Source organism: Variovorax sp. PBL-E5 (genome assembly GCF_901827185.1).
In the GTDB taxonomy this organism is placed as follows: Bacteria; Pseudomonadota; Gammaproteobacteria; order Burkholderiales; family Burkholderiaceae_C; genus Variovorax.
This window is the reverse complement of sequence record NZ_LR594671.1, coordinates 234,031-249,657: the sequence shown is the minus strand read 5'-3', so window position 1 is coordinate 249,657 and position 15,627 is coordinate 234,031. Positions and strand designations below refer to the sequence as shown.

The 15,627-nt window shown below is 66.5% G+C and carries 16 protein-coding genes; 5 read left to right on the top strand and 11 right to left on the bottom strand.

The genetic code is table 11. The annotated features are described in order from the left end of the window. The first annotated feature begins 13 nt into the window (after window positions 1-13). Window positions 14-916, top strand: a complete 903-nt coding sequence (locus WDLP6_RS01195; protein WP_162590874.1) for a DMT family transporter — start codon at window positions 14-16, stop codon at window positions 914-916. Beyond that, complete coding sequence (locus WDLP6_RS01190) at window positions 913-1,398, top strand: glutathione peroxidase (RefSeq protein ID WP_162590873.1); 486 nt, start codon at window positions 913-915, stop codon at window positions 1,396-1,398. Before WDLP6_RS01195 ends, WDLP6_RS01190 begins: the two co-directional genes overlap by 4 nt. 13 nt (window positions 1,399-1,411) lie before the next feature. On the opposite strand, the gene WDLP6_RS01185 is transcribed toward WDLP6_RS01190, so the two are convergent. The 7 genes from WDLP6_RS01185 to WDLP6_RS01155 form a co-directional block, all read right to left on the bottom strand. Then, window positions 1,412-1,831 (bottom strand): carboxypeptidase-like regulatory domain-containing protein, encoded by a 420-nt coding sequence (locus WDLP6_RS01185; RefSeq protein ID WP_162590872.1) that lies wholly within the window; start codon window positions 1,829-1,831, stop codon window positions 1,412-1,414. Window positions 1,832-1,917: 86 nt separating this feature from the next. Then, window positions 1,918-3,156 carry a glycolate oxidase subunit GlcF gene (glcF, locus tag WDLP6_RS01180; protein WP_162590871.1) on the bottom strand — a complete coding sequence of 413 codons (1,239 nt, stop codon included), beginning with the start codon at window positions 3,154-3,156 and terminating at the stop codon, window positions 1,918-1,920. Between the two features lie 17 nt (window positions 3,157-3,173). Further along, window positions 3,174-4,292 carry a glycolate oxidase subunit GlcE gene (glcE, locus tag WDLP6_RS01175; protein ID WP_162594929.1) on the bottom strand — a complete coding sequence of 373 codons (1,119 nt, stop codon included), beginning with the start codon at window positions 4,290-4,292 and terminating at the stop codon, window positions 3,174-3,176. Between the two features lie 20 nt (window positions 4,293-4,312). Next, window positions 4,313-5,233 carry an SMP-30/gluconolactonase/LRE family protein gene (locus WDLP6_RS01170; RefSeq protein WP_162590870.1) on the bottom strand — a complete coding sequence of 307 codons (921 nt, stop codon included), beginning with the start codon at window positions 5,231-5,233 and terminating at the stop codon, window positions 4,313-4,315. A 162-nt stretch (window positions 5,234-5,395) separates the two neighbouring features. Then, on the bottom strand, window positions 5,396-6,928 hold the full coding sequence (locus tag WDLP6_RS01165; protein ID WP_174259833.1) for an ammonium transporter: 1,533 nt from the start codon (window positions 6,926-6,928) through the stop codon (window positions 5,396-5,398). 26 nt (window positions 6,929-6,954) lie between these two features. After that, window positions 6,955-7,293, bottom strand: coding sequence for a P-II family nitrogen regulator (gene glnK, locus WDLP6_RS01160; protein ID WP_162565354.1), 339 nt, complete (start codon window positions 7,291-7,293; stop codon window positions 6,955-6,957). A 60-nt stretch (window positions 7,294-7,353) separates the two neighbouring features. Continuing rightward, entirely contained in the window at window positions 7,354-8,175 is an 822-nt protein-coding gene (locus WDLP6_RS01155) for a TorF family putative porin (RefSeq protein WP_162594928.1), read from the bottom strand. A 158-nt stretch (window positions 8,176-8,333) separates the two neighbouring features. On the opposite strand from WDLP6_RS01155, the gene WDLP6_RS01150 reads away from it, so the two are divergent. From WDLP6_RS01150 to WDLP6_RS01140, 3 genes are all read left to right on the top strand, one after another. Continuing rightward, the gene (locus WDLP6_RS01150) at window positions 8,334-9,875 is read left to right on the top strand and encodes a YifB family Mg chelatase-like AAA ATPase (protein WP_162590869.1); all 1,542 of its coding nucleotides are present in this window, start codon (window positions 8,334-8,336) and stop codon (window positions 9,873-9,875) included. Between the two features lie 365 nt (window positions 9,876-10,240). Then, a complete protein-coding gene (locus tag WDLP6_RS01145; RefSeq protein WP_162590868.1) occupies window positions 10,241-10,990 on the top strand; it encodes a TIGR04255 family protein in 750 nt (249 codons plus the stop codon). A 516-nt stretch (window positions 10,991-11,506) separates the two neighbouring features. After that, window positions 11,507-11,920, top strand: a complete 414-nt coding sequence (locus tag WDLP6_RS01140; RefSeq protein WP_232076930.1) for a hypothetical protein — start codon at window positions 11,507-11,509, stop codon at window positions 11,918-11,920. A 127-nt stretch (window positions 11,921-12,047) separates the two neighbouring features. On the opposite strand, the gene WDLP6_RS01135 is transcribed toward WDLP6_RS01140, so the two are convergent. From WDLP6_RS01135 to WDLP6_RS01120, 4 genes are all read right to left on the bottom strand, one after another. After that, a complete protein-coding gene (locus tag WDLP6_RS01135; protein ID WP_162590866.1) occupies window positions 12,048-13,157 on the bottom strand; it encodes an ABC transporter substrate-binding protein in 1,110 nt (369 codons plus the stop codon). 192 nt (window positions 13,158-13,349) lie between these two features. Next, window positions 13,350-14,012 (bottom strand): amino acid ABC transporter permease, encoded by a 663-nt coding sequence (locus WDLP6_RS01130; protein WP_162590865.1) that lies wholly within the window; start codon window positions 14,010-14,012, stop codon window positions 13,350-13,352. Further along, window positions 14,005-14,700: an amino acid ABC transporter permease gene (locus tag WDLP6_RS01125; RefSeq protein ID WP_162565349.1), complete on the bottom strand. Its 696-nt coding sequence runs from the start codon at window positions 14,698-14,700 to the stop codon at window positions 14,005-14,007. The genes WDLP6_RS01130 and WDLP6_RS01125 overlap by 8 nt, the downstream gene beginning before the upstream one ends. Before the next feature lie 21 nt (window positions 14,701-14,721). Beyond that, entirely contained in the window at window positions 14,722-15,618 is an 897-nt protein-coding gene (locus tag WDLP6_RS01120; protein ID WP_162590864.1) for an ABC transporter substrate-binding protein, read from the bottom strand. Between the last annotated feature and the right edge of the window lie 9 nt (window positions 15,619-15,627).

The following is a 15,627-nucleotide window of genomic DNA, read 5'->3' as shown; positions in this document are numbered from 1 at the left end:
GCACCCCCCAGGCTTGCCCGCACTCGCACTGATCTTCAACGCCTTCGTGTGGGGCGTTTCGTGGTTTCCCTTTCGGCAGCTCGAGGCGCACGGCCTGCATCCGGTGTGGGCCACCAGCCTGATCTATGCCGCGATCTTCGTCGCAATATCGCTGGTGCGGCGGCAGGCGTTGCGGGGCTTCGTCGCGCATCGCGGACTGGTGCTGCTGGCCGTGGCGGCGGGCCTGACCAATGTCGGCTTCAACTGGGCGGTGACGCAGGGCGACGTGGTGCGCGTGGTGCTGCTGTTCTACCTGATGCCGCTGTGGAGCGTGCTGCTGGCCTGGGTCTTCCTCGGCGAGCGTCCGAGCGCCGCGGCGCTGGCGCGCATGGTGCTGGCGCTGGCCGGCGTGGCGGTGGTGCTCAAGTCGCCGGGGATCGACTGGCCGGTGCCCGCGAGCCTGGCGGACTGGCTCGGCGTCGCGGCCGGCTTCTGCTTCGCGGTGACCAACATCCTGCTGCGCCGGCTGCGCGCGGCGCCGGGCGAATCGCGCGCACTGGCGATGTTCGGCGGCTGCGCGGGGGTGGCGACGCTGACGGCGCTCGCAGGCTCGGCTTTCGGCGCCATCGCGCCGCCGGCGCTGGCGACGCCGGGCTGGCTGGGCTGGGCGCTGCTGCTGGGCACGGGCTTCGTGGTCGCCAACGTCTGCCTGCAGTACGGCGCGAGGCGCCTGGTGGCCAGCACGACCTCGGTGATCATGCTGTCCGAAGTGCTGTTTGCGAGCACGTCCTCGGTCGCGCTCGGCGCCGCGGTGCTCGGCATGCGCATCTGGGTCGGCGGCGCGCTGATCGTGGCGGCGGCCGCCTGGTCGGCGTTTGCAGGAACGCCGGACGGCGACGATGATCGGCGCATTCCCATCCTGAAGGACATGCCATGACCAGCGTCTACGACTTCGAGGCGAAGCAGATCGACGGCACACCTGTGCCGCTCGCCGCCTACCGCGGCAAGGTGCTGCTGATCGTCAACACGGCCAGCAAGTGCGGCTTCACGCCGCAGTTCGAGGGCCTGGAAGCGCTGTACGAGAAATACGCGGACCGGGGTTTCGCGGTGCTCGGCTTCCCGTCCAACCAGTTCGCCAACCAGGACCCGGGCAGCAACGAGGAGATCGGCGCGTTCTGTACCAAGAACTATGGCGTGAGCTTTCCGATGATGGAGAAGATCGAGGTCAACGGCCCCGGCGCCTCGCCGCTCTACAAGTGGATCACGCACGAGGCGCCCGGGCTGCTCGGCAGCACGGCGATCAAATGGAACTTCACCAAGTTCCTGGTCGGCAAGGACGGGCAGGTGCGCAAGCGCTACGCGCCGCTCGACAAGCCGGAGTCGCTCGGGCCCGACATCGAGGCGGCGCTGGCGGCCTGAGCGCGGCCGACGCTCAGAAGCGGAAGTCCGCGGTCTTCGGCCCGCTGCCGACGGTCACGGCCTCGCTCTTGGTCGTGCCCTCGCTGGTGGCCTGGACGGTGTAGCGGCCGGCGGGCAGGTCGATCAGGCACACCGGGCCCGAAGCGCGCATGGACAGCGCCGTGCCGCCCTTGGCGTCCTGCACCGTCACGTCGACGTTCGCGAGGTACTCGCCACCGGCGCGCGCGAACAGCAGTGCGAGCGGATGGTCCTTCATCGCGGCGCGCATGGCGGTGGATTCGTCGGAGCCGATGCCGCCGCACACGTACTGCACGGCGCCCTGCGACCTCATCGCGGGCATGCCTGCGGGCTGGGCTTGCGCCGACCACGGCACGGCGATGCAGGCGCCGGCGACGGCGCCGCGAAAAAGAAGGGTCTGGAAAGAGGCTCGCATGGAGGGGCTCCCGAAGTGAACAGTCCTGCAGGATCGGGCCGCGCGGGCCGGCCGCGAGTCGGACCGCAGCCCCTTTGCGTGTGCGATCAGGCCACCGCCATGGCCTCGTCCAGCAACTCCACCCAATGCCGCACGGGCGTCTGGCCTGCGCTTTGCAGGTGCGTGATGCAGCCGATGTTGGCCGACACGATGGTGGTGGGCTGCAGCTGCGCCAGGTGCCCCAGCTTGCGGTCGCGCAAGGCATAGGCCAGCGCCGGCTGCAGCACCGAGTACGTGCCCGCCGAGCCGCAGCACAGGTGCGACTCGTTCCTGGCCAGCTGCACGTCGAAGCCCAGCGCGCGCAGGCTCGCCTCCACCCCGCCGCGCAGCTGCTGGCCGTGCTGCAGCGTGCACGGCGGGTGGTAGGCGATCACGCCCGGGGGCGCCTTCACCCGGTCCTTCAGCGCCGCGGCCAGCTCGGGCAGCAGCTCGCTCAGGTCCTTGGTGAGCGCACTGACACGCTGTGCCTTGGCCGCATAGGCCGCATCGTCCTTGAGCAGGTGGCCGTACTCGCGCACGGTCACGCCGCAGCCCGAGGCGTTCATCACGATCGCCTCCACCGCGTGGCCGCCGTCCCCCTCGATGTGCGGCCACCAGGCGTCGATGTTGGCGCGCATCTGCACGCGGGCGCCTTCGTGGTCGTCGAGGTGGAACTTCACCGCGCCGCAGCAGGCGGCCTTGGGCGCGATCACGCTCTGGATGCCGGCCGCGTCGAGCACGCGCGCGGTGGCCTTGTTGATGTTGGGGGCCATCGAGGGCTGCACGCAGCCGGCCAAGAGCAGCATCCTGCGCGCATGGATGCGCGCGGGCCAGTGGCCCGAGGGCTGCGGCGCGGGCACCTTGGCCTTCAGGGCGTCGGGCAGCAGGCCGCGCACGGACTGGCCCAGCTTCATCGCGGGGCCGAAGAGCGGCGAAGGCAGGCCTTCCTTGAGCAGCCAGCGGGTGGCCGATTCGAGGGCCGGGCGCGGGACCTTGTCGTCGACGATCTTGCGCCCGATGTCGACCAGGTGGCCGTATTGCACGCCACTCGGGCAGGTGCTCTCGCAGTTGCGGCAGGTCAGGCACCGGTCCAGGTGCAGCTGGGTGCTGCGCGTGGGCGCATGGCCTTCGAGCACCTGCTTGATCAGGTAGATGCGCCCGCGCGGGCCGTCGAGCTCGTCGCCCAGCAGCTGGTAGGTGGGACAGGTGGCGGTGCAGAAGCCGCAGTGCACGCATTTGCGCAGGATGGCTTCGGCTGCCAGGCCTTCGGGCGTGTTCTTGTATTCGGGCGCGAGTTCGGTTTGCATGAAGGAGGACGGGTGGATCAGTCGGCGCCGAGCAGCCGCGCGTGGTCGAAGACGGCGTGCGGGTCGAACTCGCGCAGGAGCGCGCGGTGGATGCGCGCGAGGGGGGCGCTGAGCGCGTCGAAGCGCGGCACGGAGCGCGCGGCCTGGCTGGCGCCGTCGGCGATGCGAAACAGGGTGGCATGGCCGCCGGCGGTGCGCGCGGCGGCGCGCAGGCGCGCGCCCTGGTTGGCCGAGGCGAGGTACCAGCGCTGGGCGCCGTGCCATTCGAGGAGGGGCGCGGTCTCGAAGTCGATGGCGGGCGCGGTCTGGGGCACCGAGAGGCGCCAGAGGCTGTGCGCGCCGGGGATGCCGAACCAGGGCAGGCGCTGGTCGCGTGCGGCCTGCCAGTCGGGCTGGGCCTGTGCATCGGGCTGACGCTCGCCGCCCAGGTGCCTGCAGGCGGCATCGACCGCGGCCACGGCGCCGCGCAGGCGCAGCCAGAGGGCGCCGGTGGCGTCCTGTTCGCTCCAGCGGCTGGCGTTCAGGGGCAGCGGCTGGGCGCCCCAGCCGTTGAGCAGGCGCAGGGCATCGGACTGGGTGCATTCGAAGCGCAGGGTGGCCTCGGCGGGGGCGATGGGCAGGACTTTGAGGCTGACTTCGGCGATGAGGCCGAGCGTGCCCAGGGAGCCGGCGAGCAGGCGCGAGATGTCGTAGCCGGCGACGTTCTTCATGACCTGGCCGCCGAAGGCGAGCACTTCGCCGCGGCCGTTGACGAGGGTGGCGCCCAGCACGTAGTCGCGCACGGCGCCCACGCTGGCGCGCGCGGGGCCGCAGAGGCCGGCGGCGATCATGCCGCCGACGGTGCCGGTGCCCGAGGGGCCGAAGCGCGGGGGCTCGAAGGGCAGGCACTGGCCGCAGGCAGCGAGGGCGGCTTCGAGTTCGGCCAGGGGCGTGCCGGCGCGCGCGGTGACGACGAGTTCGCTGGGTTCGTAGCTGGTGATGCCGGTGAGGGCACCGGTGGCAAGGAGCTCGCCTTGCGGGGATTCGCCGTAGAAGTCCTTGGTGCCGGCGCCGCGGATGCGAAGCCGATGTCCATCGGCGGCGGCGGCGCGGATGCGGTCGGTGAGCTGGGCAAGGGCAGGATCCATGGCCGCCATCGTAGCGCCCACGACGGTCCTCAATCCTCGAAGAAGTGGACCGGCAGCCCCGGCGTTTCGACGCGCATCGACACCACGTAGCCCGACGCGGGACGCTGCGCCAGTTCCGATGCGGGCCGGCCCTGCCGTGCGGAGGTGACGAACAGCGTGCGCAGGTCGCCGCCGCCGAGGCAGGGCATGGTCGGACACTGTACCGGCGTCGCCAGCGCCGTCAGCTGTTCGCCCGAGGCCGCGAAGCGCAGCAGCTGACCGCCTTCGAACATCGAGGCCCAGTAGCAGCCCGCGGCGTCGACCGTGGCGCCGTCCGGCCGGCCCTCGTAGCGCACCGGCGATTCCGGCGTCCAGCCCGCGGGCTTGCCCTCGAACTGGCGGAACACGCGGGGACGCGACAGCACGTTGGACGCGGCCGCCCATTCCCACGCGCGCACACGGTGCGCCGTGGTGTCGGACCAGTAGAGGGTCGAGGCATCGGGCGAGAACGCGAGCCCGTTCGCGGTGGTGGCTTCGTTGGCCATCTGCGTGAGCACCGGCGCGCGGCCGCCGCGCGCGTCGAGGCAGTAGAGCGCGGCGTTCGGCCGGTCCTTGGCCTCGTTGAGCGTGCCGGCCCAGAAGCGGCCCAGCGGATCGCACTTGCCGTCGTTGAAGCGCATGGTGCGCGTGTCGTAGTCGGCGCGTGCGAGCAATCGCAGCGGACTGCCCCATTGCGGCGCGCGGTAGATGCCGTCGCGCAGCGCGATCACCAGGCCGCCGCTGCGCGCCGGCGCCATGCAGCCCGGCTCGGTGGGCAGGCTCCATCGTTCGACGGTGGCAGCACCGATCCCGCCGCGCGTTCGCAACACGGCGCGCCCGGGAATGTCGAGCCAGTAGAGCGCACCTTCGTGCGGATGCCAGAACGGCGATTCACCGAGCTGGCACAGGCTGTCGTCGAGCGTCGTCCACATGGCGATGAATCTACCCGCAAAACCGGAACCAGGTCCCACGCGCCACCGACGCGCACACAAAAAGAAGCCCGCCGGCACCGAAGCGCTGGCGGGCTGAACATCCAAAGGAGAACCCGTTGATTCCGTTGCAAGAAGCGGGCCGCGCGCGGCGGCCCGTTCGCTTCAGCGGTTGTAGGCGGTTTCGCCGTGCGAGGAGATATCGAGGCCTTCGCGCTCTTCTTCCTCGGTCACGCGCAGGCCGATGGTGAGGTCGGCGATCTTGAAGGCGATGAAGGCCACCACGCCCGACCACACGATGGTCAGCACCACGGCCTTCAGTTGGATCCAGACCTGGGCACCGATGCCGTTGGAGGTCACGGCTGCCGTGACCCAGTCGCCCACCAGGCCAGGACCGCCGAGCGCCTGGGTGTTGAAGACGCCGGTCAGGAGCGCACCGACGATGCCACCGACGCCGTGCACGCCGAAGACGTCGAGCGAGTCGTCCGCCTTGAGCAGGTGCTTGAGACCGTTGACGCCCCAGAGGCAGGCGAAGCCGGCGACGAAGCCGACCACGATCGCGCCCATCAGGCCGACATTGCCGGCGGCCGGCGTGATCGCCACCAGGCCGGCGACGGCACCCGACGCAGCGCCGAGCATCGAGGCCTTGCCGCGCATCAGCGCTTCGCCGATGCACCATGCCAGCACCGCCGCAGCCGTGGCCGAGAAGGTGTTCATGAAGGCCAGCACCGCGCTGGTGCCGGCTTCGAGCGCGGAGCCCGCGTTGAAGCCGAACCAGCCGACCCACAGCAGCGAGGCGCCGACCATGGTGAGCGTGAGCGAGTGCGGCGTGAAGGCTTCCTTGCCGTAGCCGATGCGCTTGCCGACCAGCACCGCGCCCACGAGGCCGGCGACGGCGGCGTTGATGTGCACCACGGTGCCGCCCGCGAAGTCGAGCGCGCCCCATTGCCAGATCAGGCCGGCCTTGGCGTTCATCGCATCGACCACGTCCTTGTTGGCGTAGGCGTCGGGGCCCATCCAGAACCAGACCATGTGTGCGATCGGTGCATAGCTGAAGGTGAACCAGATCGCCATGAACAACAGCACGGCCGAGAACTTGATGCGCTCGGCGAAGGCACCGACGATCAGGCAGCAGGTGATGCCGGCGAAGGTGGCCTGGAAGGCGGCGAACAGCAGTTCGGGGATGTAGACGCCCTTGCTGAAGGTCGCACCCGGCGCGAACACGCCGGTGGCCGCATCGAAGATGCCCTTCATGAAGAGCCGATCGAAGCCGCCGACGAAGGAATTCCCCTCGGTGAACGCGAGGCTGTAGCCATAGATGAGCCACAGCACCACGATCATCGAGAAGGTGACCATCACCTGCATCAGCACCGACAGCATGTTCTTGCTGCGCACCAGGCCGCCGTAGAACAGCGCGAGGCCGGGCACGGTCATCATGATCACGAGCAGCGTCGACACCATCATCCAGGCGGTGTCGCCCTTGTTGAAGCTGGGTGCCGCGGCGGCCGAGGCATCGGCGGCCGGCGCGGATGCGGCGGCGGCTGTGGCCGGTGCAGCGGCGGCGGCCGGAGCGGGCGCAGCAGCCGCAGGTGCCGCGGCCGACGCGTCGGCTGCAGGCGCCGGCGTTTGAGCGAAGCCGGCCGTGCCGGCCAGGAGCACGCTCAGGCCGAGCGCGAGTGAGACAAGCAGTTTTTTCATTTGGTTTTTTCTTTCGTGCCTTGCGGTCAGAGCGCCTCGCGCCCTGTTTCGCCGGTGCGGATCCGGACGACCTGCTCCAGGTCGTAGACGAAGACCTTGCCATCGCCGATCTTCCCGGTGCGCGCGGCGCTTTCGACGGCCTCGATCACGCGCTCCACGAGCTCGTCGGCCACGGCGGCCTCGATCTTGACCTTGGGCAGGAAGTCGACGACGTACTCCGCGCCGCGGTACAGCTCGGTGTGGCCCTTCTGGCGGCCGAAGCCCTTGACCTCGGTGACGGTGATGCCCTGCACGCCGATGGCCGAGAGCGCTTCGCGCACTTCGTCGAGCTTGAACGGTTTGATGATGGCTGTGACCAGCTTCATGGTGGATCTCCTAACGATGGAACGGGACGGCGCGGCCGCGCGGGCCGCGCTTCTTCATGACTAGAGCGTCTTGGTCAGCGTGACGATGAAGCGCGCCTTGTTGGGCGAGTAGGTGGTGGCGCCGATGGGCCCGAAGCCGAAGTCCACGCCCGGGCTGGCGGTCAGCAGGTAGGCGTTCTTCTGATTGGCGCCCTGCACCGAGCCGGCCAGCGACAGGCCGTTGCCGAAGTCATAGGAGGCGCCCACGTTGTAGTCGACGTAGCTCTTGTAGCCCAGGCTTCGGATGTCCGCGCTCATGTGCGTGTAGCCCAGGGCGGCCTTGAGCGTGAGCTTGGGCATGATCTCCTTCGAATAGGCCAGGTTCAGGTAGCCCGTGTTGCGCCCGCTCAGGCCCGAGCCGTCCTTGTTGCCCGCGTAGTTGAAGTAGTCCTTGGAGACGGTGTGCGAGTACTTCAGCGTGAAGGAGCCGATCACCTCGTCGGTGTAGCCGGCCGAGCCGTAGAGCTCGGTGGTGTTGCCGCGCGTGTTGCCGGGGTACAGGTACGTGAGCACGCCGAAGTCGAGGTCGAAGACGCCTGCCTTCATCTTGTAGCCGCCGTACAGGTCGGTCTCGATGCTGTTGCCGTTGAGCCAGTTGACGCTGGAGTTCCAGTTGCCGACATAGAAGCCGCTCTCGCCGAAGGTGTAGTCGAAGCCGCCCTGCACGGCGGGCTTGACCGAGCGGGTCTTGGCGTAGCCGTTGCTGCCGATCACGTCCTGGTCCTGGCCACGGAACTTGTAGTCGCTGGTGAGCGAAACGTTGCCGGTGAGCTGCGCGCTCGCGAGCATCGGCAGGGCGGCGAAGGCGACCGCGGCCAGTAGCCGGACGGTTTTACGGTGCATCATCGAGAGACTCCTCGGAGTGTTTTGAAATGGAATGGAGTCCAGGTCAAAGCAGGGAGCGTGCCAAACTGTCAAAAGGCTGTAACAACGCCGCCGGGCCGGGCATGCAGCAGATCGAACAAGAGATGGAAAGCACCATCTTGGGGAAAGGGAGAGGAATGAGTCTGTCTTTGGTGCAGAGCCGTGCCTTGCTGGGCCTGGAAGCCGCGAGCGTCACGGTCGAGGTGCATCTGGCCAACGGCCTGCCGAGCTTCACGCTGGTAGGCCTGGCCGATGTCGAAGTGAAGGAAGCGCGCGAACGCGTGCGCTCGGCGATCCAGAACGCCGGGCTCGAATTCCCCAACAACAAGCGCATCACGGTGAACCTCGCGCCGGCCGACCTGCCGAAGGATTCGGGCCGCTTCGATCTGCCGATCGCGCTCGGGATCCTCGCGGCGAGCGGCCAGATCGAGGCGTCGCGGCTCGCGGGTAACGAGTTCGCAGGCGAGCTCTCGCTATCGGGTCAGCTCAGGCCCGTGCGCGGCGCGCTCGCGATGGCGCTGGCGCTGCACATGGGCGGGATCGCCACGCGGCTGGTGCTGCCCGCCGACAGCGCCCGGGAGGCCGCGCTGGTGCCAGGCGCCGAGGTGTATGGCGCCGCGCACCTGCTCGACGTCGTACGGCAGTTTCTGGCGGCCGATGCAGCCCAGCCGCTGCCCGAAGCCGGCGCAGACGGATGGGCGCGGGTTGTGCCGCAGGCCGCGCGACCGGCGGCGCGCCCCGCCGATCTCGCCGATGTGAAAGGGCATGCAGGCGCCAAGCGCGCCCTCGAAATCGCGGCCGCCGGCAACCACAGCCTGCTGATGGTCGGACCGCCGGGCTCCGGCAAGTCCATGCTGGCCCAGCGCTTCGCCGGTGTGCTGCCGGCGATGAGCGTCGACGAAGCGCTCGAAAGCGCTGCCATCGCCAGCCTGGGCGGCCGCTTCGCGGTCGAGCGCTGGATGTGCCGGCCGACGGTGAGCCCGCATCACACCGCCAGCGCCGTGGCCCTCGTCGGCGGTGGCTCGCCGCCGCGGCCGGGCGAGATCTCGCTGGCGCACCACGGCGTGCTCTTTCTCGACGAGTTTCCCGAGTTCACGCGCTCCGCGCTCGAGGCGCTGCGCGAGCCGCTGGAAACCGGCAGCATCACGATCGCGCGCGCCGCGCGCCGGGCCGAATTTCCCGCGCGCTTCCAGTTGATCGCGGCCATGAACCCGTGTCCGTGCGGCTACCTCGGCTCGACGCTCAAGGCCTGCCGCTGCACGCCGGACCAGGTGCTGCGCTACCAGGGCAAGCTCAGCGGTCCCCTGCTCGACCGCATCGATCTGCACATCGAAGTGCCCGCGGTCTCGGCGCAGCAGTTGCTCGACGCGCCGGCCGGCGAAGCGACCGAAGGCATCCGTGCGCGCGTGGCGGCGGCGCGCGCGTTCGCGCTGGCGCGACAGGGCAAGCCCAACCAGGCGCTGCAAGGCACCGAGATCGACCGCCATGCCGCGCTCGAGCCGGCAGCGTTGAAGTTCATGCACGCGGCCGCGGCAAGGCTCGGCTGGTCGGCGCGCAGCACGCACCGCGCGCTGAAGGTCGCGCGCACGATCGCCGACCTGGCCGGCGCCGGCGAGATGCAGGCCGCGCATGTGGCGGAGGCGGTTCAGTATCGGCGGGCGTTGGGCGCGGCGGGATGAGGCATGCCTGCGTGCAAGGAGCCGTCGATGGGTATGTCCTAAACACCCAAAAGGGCCCAAGCCTACTACCGAAAAACAAGCAAGTCATCTAAACTCAATCTAATTAGATTCTATCTAGGGTATTTGTGGCACGAGGAAGCGCTGTAGAGACGTCCAAACTTCAAATCACTGTTGATGCGGTGACCGATCGTCTGATCGGGGAGATTGCAGGCATCGGAATCCACGGCACCTCTAAGGCAGAGGTTGCTTGCACGATCCTGCGGATGTGGCTTTGGGAAAATCAAGAAAAGCTACGGCAGAACGGCGTTTTCGTTTCGAAGGTCACAAGAAAGAAGTCGATCCGTGCCCCACATCGTTAGACGACCATGGCTGTGCCACGACACCTGAACAACGCTCCAATCAGGGAGGGCCTGATCGATGTGCATTTCGAACCCGCAGTCTCGTTAGACTCGTTGGACAGATTCGCGGCGTCCTTGGCAGACACCTTTCCTCGGAAAAGCCAGCTTTGGCAAATCGCCATGGGCGTTGACCTTAAAACTGGGCGAGAGGCGCCAACCTCGTCCTCCCAACGATCGGCCACAGGTGTGCGTCTCGAATCCGAACCGCAAGGTTATGTCATGCTTGCGCGGACGACTGGCTTTACATTCAGCCGCCTCGCTCCATATCGAGACTGGGATGAGCTACGCGGAGTGGCCAAACCGTTGTGGGACAAGTTTGTGGAAATGGTACAGCCGCGCACAGTTACGCGCTCGGCAGTGAGATACATCAATCTGCTGCCACTTCCCTACCCGTTTGCAGATTTCTCGGAGTATCTAAATGCCGCTCCGATGGTTCCTCTCAACTTACCACAGTCCCTTTCTGCTTTTGTACAAAGAGTCGTGATGGTTGAACAGGCAACCAACAGATGCGCAATCGTCACACAAGCGCTAGAAGAATCTCAGGCCAGCATTCAACCAGGAACTGTCGGGATCTTTTTGGACATAGATACTTTTAAGGTCATGCGTGCTGATGCCGACGACGCCCAAGTATGGGGAACCTTGGACAGCCTGCGTGAATTTAAGAACACGATCTTCTTTGAGCACATCACGGAGAAGGCGGCAGCCTTATTTGAATGAGCACCCTAACTTCAGATTACCTTCCCCTGACCGCGGGCCTCTATGGCTTCGGCTTTGGCCCTGAGTCCCAAGCCTTGGAAAGGCTGACCGCGCGTGCACTTGCACCGCTTACAGATCAGAGCCATACCTCATCTGCAATTCACGATCTATATACATTGCGCGAAGAAGCGTGGCAACAGGGCCAAGAGGCTATGCTCGACCCCTCAACGTTTGAGGTGGGCGAGCGATTCCTCTTAGCGTGGCCGAAGACTCTCCCGTCGCCAGAACTGGCAGTGGACCGCGACGGCGAATTGACGCTCGATTGGTCCAGTAGCCATCGCCGAGTTTTCTCCGTCAGTCTACGAGGAGACGGTCGTATCTCGTTTGCGGGTCGTTTGGGCGAAAGGAGAACTCTGCATGGGACTGAGGCTTTTGATGATGCGGTTCCTGAGCGCATTGTGGAGGCAGTCAAGGGACTCTACTCAAGATAGTCCGCGAGACCAGGGTACGGCCCATGAGGCCTCGGCAAATGAGGTGATGACGCTGCCGAGTACGCTGAGTGCTCATGAGATCGTTGCACGATTCATCTTCGAGCCTCGCTATGTCGACAAACGATCGGGCCGCGTCAAATGGCAGGGCTTCAGTCCGGAGCAGTACAACGGCACTTTCGAAACATCCGTTTGCCGAAATACCGGCCTAGAGGAAACCAGAATTTGGGAGCTATCTCAAACTTGTCGCCACCCAAAGCAAGCATGCGCACGGGCGGATGTTGCGGTCCACAACGTTCATAAAGCCGAGTTGATGGCGCACGCAGCACCGATTACAGACTTCGATGAACACGCAGTCATTTTGGGATGGGATACCGGCGACGACAAGAGCCAGCGCATGATGGCGGCAACCATCCTCGCGAATGAAGCTATCACTCTCTCACAAACATCGCCACCCGACTGAAACCCCTATGCTCGGGTTCCTCAATCATGCGAGATCGCACTCTTGCTGCTAGCGTTGCTGGGTACGCATCGTCGGTAGGTCGACGCACCCGAAGCGCGCTCAGAAGTTAGGCGACCCGACAGTTGCCTCAGCGCTTGAACCGCCCGCCGCTGATGATCGACAGATCGACGTAGCTGATGCCCGAGTGATCCTGCGGCGTGTAGCTCACATCGAGGCCGCCGCCCACGTCGAACTGGAAGTTGTTGAGCGCCGCGAGCACCCTGGCGCGGGTCGGCTTGGGCCCGGCGCGGCGAAGCACCTCGACCAGCACCTTGGTGGCGACGAAACCTTCGAGCAGCGCCGGCGACAGCTCGTTCTGGCCCTTGGCCTTCGCCAGCGCCATCGCCTCCTTGATCATCGGATGGCCGAAGGAGCGCTCGTAGGGCAGCACCTGGGTCACGATCACGCCCGCGCTGGCGGTTCCGAGTTCCTTGATGAAGCCCGAGGCGGCGTTGTTCGAGAGCGTGATGATCTGCGCGGCCGAACCCGCCGCCCGCAGCGCCTTGACGCCGTCGGTCACCGCGGTGCCCGAGCCGATCCACACGACCGCCTGGGCTTTCGAGTCGACCAGCTGCGGCACCATGGTCGCGTAGTTGGGCTTGTTGCGGTCGGCCATCACCACCACGACCGGCTTCATCTTCGCCTGCGTAAAACCTTTCACCGCGCCTTCCATCGCGTCCTTGCCGAAGGAGTCGTCGGCCTGGACGACCGCGATGCGCTGGATGCCGACGGTGGACAGGTACTGGATCGCCTTCTCGGCCTCGCGCTGGTAGGTCGAGCGCACGTTGAACACGCTCTTCTGCAAGGGCTTGTGCAGCGCCATCGCGCCGGTGGAAGGGCCGATCAACGCCACGCCGTACTTGTCCAGCAGCGGAATCACCGCCAGCGTGTTGGGCGTGCCGCGATTGAGCAGCAAGGCGACGACCTTCTTGTCCTCGATCAGGATGCGCGTGTTCTCGACCGAGCGCTTGACATCGAGGCCGTCGTCGAGACGGATCACCTCGATCTGCTCGCCATTGACGCCGCCATGGGCGTTGACGTCGTCGATGACAAGCTGAGAGCCGGCGATCGTCTCCTTCACGCTGGCGGCGACCGGGCCCGACATGTCGGCCGACTGCCCGACCAGGATCTGGGCACTCGCGCCGGCGCCGGCGAGGGCCAGCGCAGCGGCGCAACAGAGAACACGCACGGTCTTCATGACGCTCCTTCAAGCGATGGCCGGCATGGAAAAGGTGGCCAGAATTGTGTTCAATTGTTACGGATGACCTGTCGCAGCCAGCCCGGATAAACCCTTTCAGGAATTCGTCTTACTCTGCCGCTTCGGCCGTTGTGCGTGATGACACGCTCGTCGTCCTCGCCCCGGGCGATCAGCTTGGCGCATGAACCGTTGTCAGCGCCGCCCGCGCGTCAGATGCTGCTCGAGAAGATGGGCACCGACCACGACGATGGTGTTGAAGAACAGATAGATCCCGGCGACGACCAGCCAGGTTTCGATGGGCGCGAGCGTGTTGGTCATGATCACGTGGCCGCGCACGGTCAGCTCGGTGACACCGATCACGGACAGCAGCGATGAGGCCTTGAACAGGCGCGCGAACTGACCCGACAGCGGCGAGACGACGACGGCGATCGTCTGCGGCAACTGGATGCGCCAGAAGATGCGCGAGCCCGGCATGCCCATCGCGCGCGCGGCATCGACATGGCCGGCGGGGATGCTCTCGAACGCGCCGCGCATGATTTCCATGATGTAGGCGCCGTAGTAGAGCCCGAGTGCGATGATCCCCGAGGTGTAGGGAGGGATCGGCACGCCCAGCGCCGAAGGTCCGTAGAACAGGACCAGGATCTGCACCAGCAGCGGTGTGCCGCGGAACAGGTCCACATAGACGAGCACGGCGCGTCTGGCGGCCCTGGATCGCATCTGCGAAAGCGCCATGCCCAGCGTACCGACCAGCATGGCCAGCACCATCGCCGCCACGCCGATGGCGAGGCTGTACATGGCCGCGGCCATGAGCTGGTCGAAGGCCTTGAAGACCGGCGCGAAATTCAGCTCAAGCATGTGCCACCCTGACCCGATAGCGCGTGATGCGCTTTTCCAGACGGCGGCTCAGCGTCGACAGCGAGAACGTCAGTGCCAGGTAGAACAGCGCCAGCGTCAGGAACATGATGCCGAAGCCGCGGTAGCTCTGCGCCACGATCTGCGAAACGACCTGGGTCGCTTCCGGCACCACGACGATGGAGGCGATCGAACTCCACTTCACGATGTCGATCACCTCGCCAATCAGGCCGGGCAAGGCGATCGGGATGGCCTGCGGGTACACCACGCGGATCTGCGTGATCGCATGGCCCATGCCCAGCGCCCTTGCGCTTTCGCTTTGCGCACGCACGACCGCCGTCAATGCGGAACGCAGGATCTCGCACACATAGGCGCCCGAATTCAGCCCCAGCGCCAGCGCCGCCGCGACCAGTGGCGACAAGGTGATGCCCAGCGACGGCAGGCCGTAATAAAGCAGGTACATCTGCACCAGCAGCGGCGTGCCGCGCACCAGCTCGATCCACGTTCGCGTGACCCCGGACACCATGCGCCAACGCGAGGAACGCGTGGTGGACAGGATCACGCCGACGACGCCGGCCATTACCGCCGACACCACCGAGAGCTCGATCGTGGTCCAGGCGCCGGCGAGAAGGACATCGGTGTTGTCCAGCACCTGGCGCGGATCGAAGAACGCTTGCAGATCGATGTTCACGAGGGTCTCCGTCGCTCGGTCTTACTCGACGCTCTTCCAGGCCGCATAGTCCGGCAGCTGCATTTCATGGTCGAACCACTTCATCTGGATCGCCTTGGTGGTCCCCTTCTCGCGCAAGACCTTGAGCGCGCGATTCACTTCGTCGCCGATGCAGCCGGGTGCGCCGAAGTCCTCCTTGCGGAACACCCAGGACGCATACAAGGGCTTGTCCGCCAGGCCGGCATTGACGAACTTGCCGGGATGCTTCTTCATGTAGGCCGCGACCGGCGCGCCATTGATCAGCACCGCATCGATGCGCTTGTTGCCCAGGTCCAGGAATTCATCCACGTTGTGCTGGTAGGCCTTGATGCTGATGTCCTTGCCGTCGGCTTTGGCCTTTTCCCTGAGCGCCATGGCAGTGGACTCGCCGGCCGAACCGATCTCGACGCCGACCGTCTTGCCGACCAGATCGGCCGGCCCCTTGATGCCGGCGTCGGGGCGCGTGAAGATCACGATCGAGTTGTCGCCCTCGGGATAGGAGAACGCGAAAGTCTTTCGCCGCGCGTCTGTCACGGCGATGGCCAGTGGCACGAAGTCGCTCTTGCCGGCCTGCAGCGCCGGCAGCACACCGGCCCAGGCCACGGTGGTGTAGCGCGTGGCGGGAATGTTCAGCACCTTGTTGACCTCGGTCAGCATGTCGTGGTCCATGCCCTGCAGCGTGCCCTTGTCGTCGGCATACCAATACGGCTCGAACTGCGGCACCTGCGTGACGATGTTCCATCCGCCCGCGGCGCGGACCTTGTCCACGGTCATGCACTGGCTGGCGCCCTGGGCCCAGGCCGCGGGTACCGCGAGGGCGAGCAATGCGATGCGCGCGCTGCGCTTGAGCATGGTGCCTGCGACCGATGCACCGGCCTGAATCACTGTCGAATTCGTCATGACCACTCC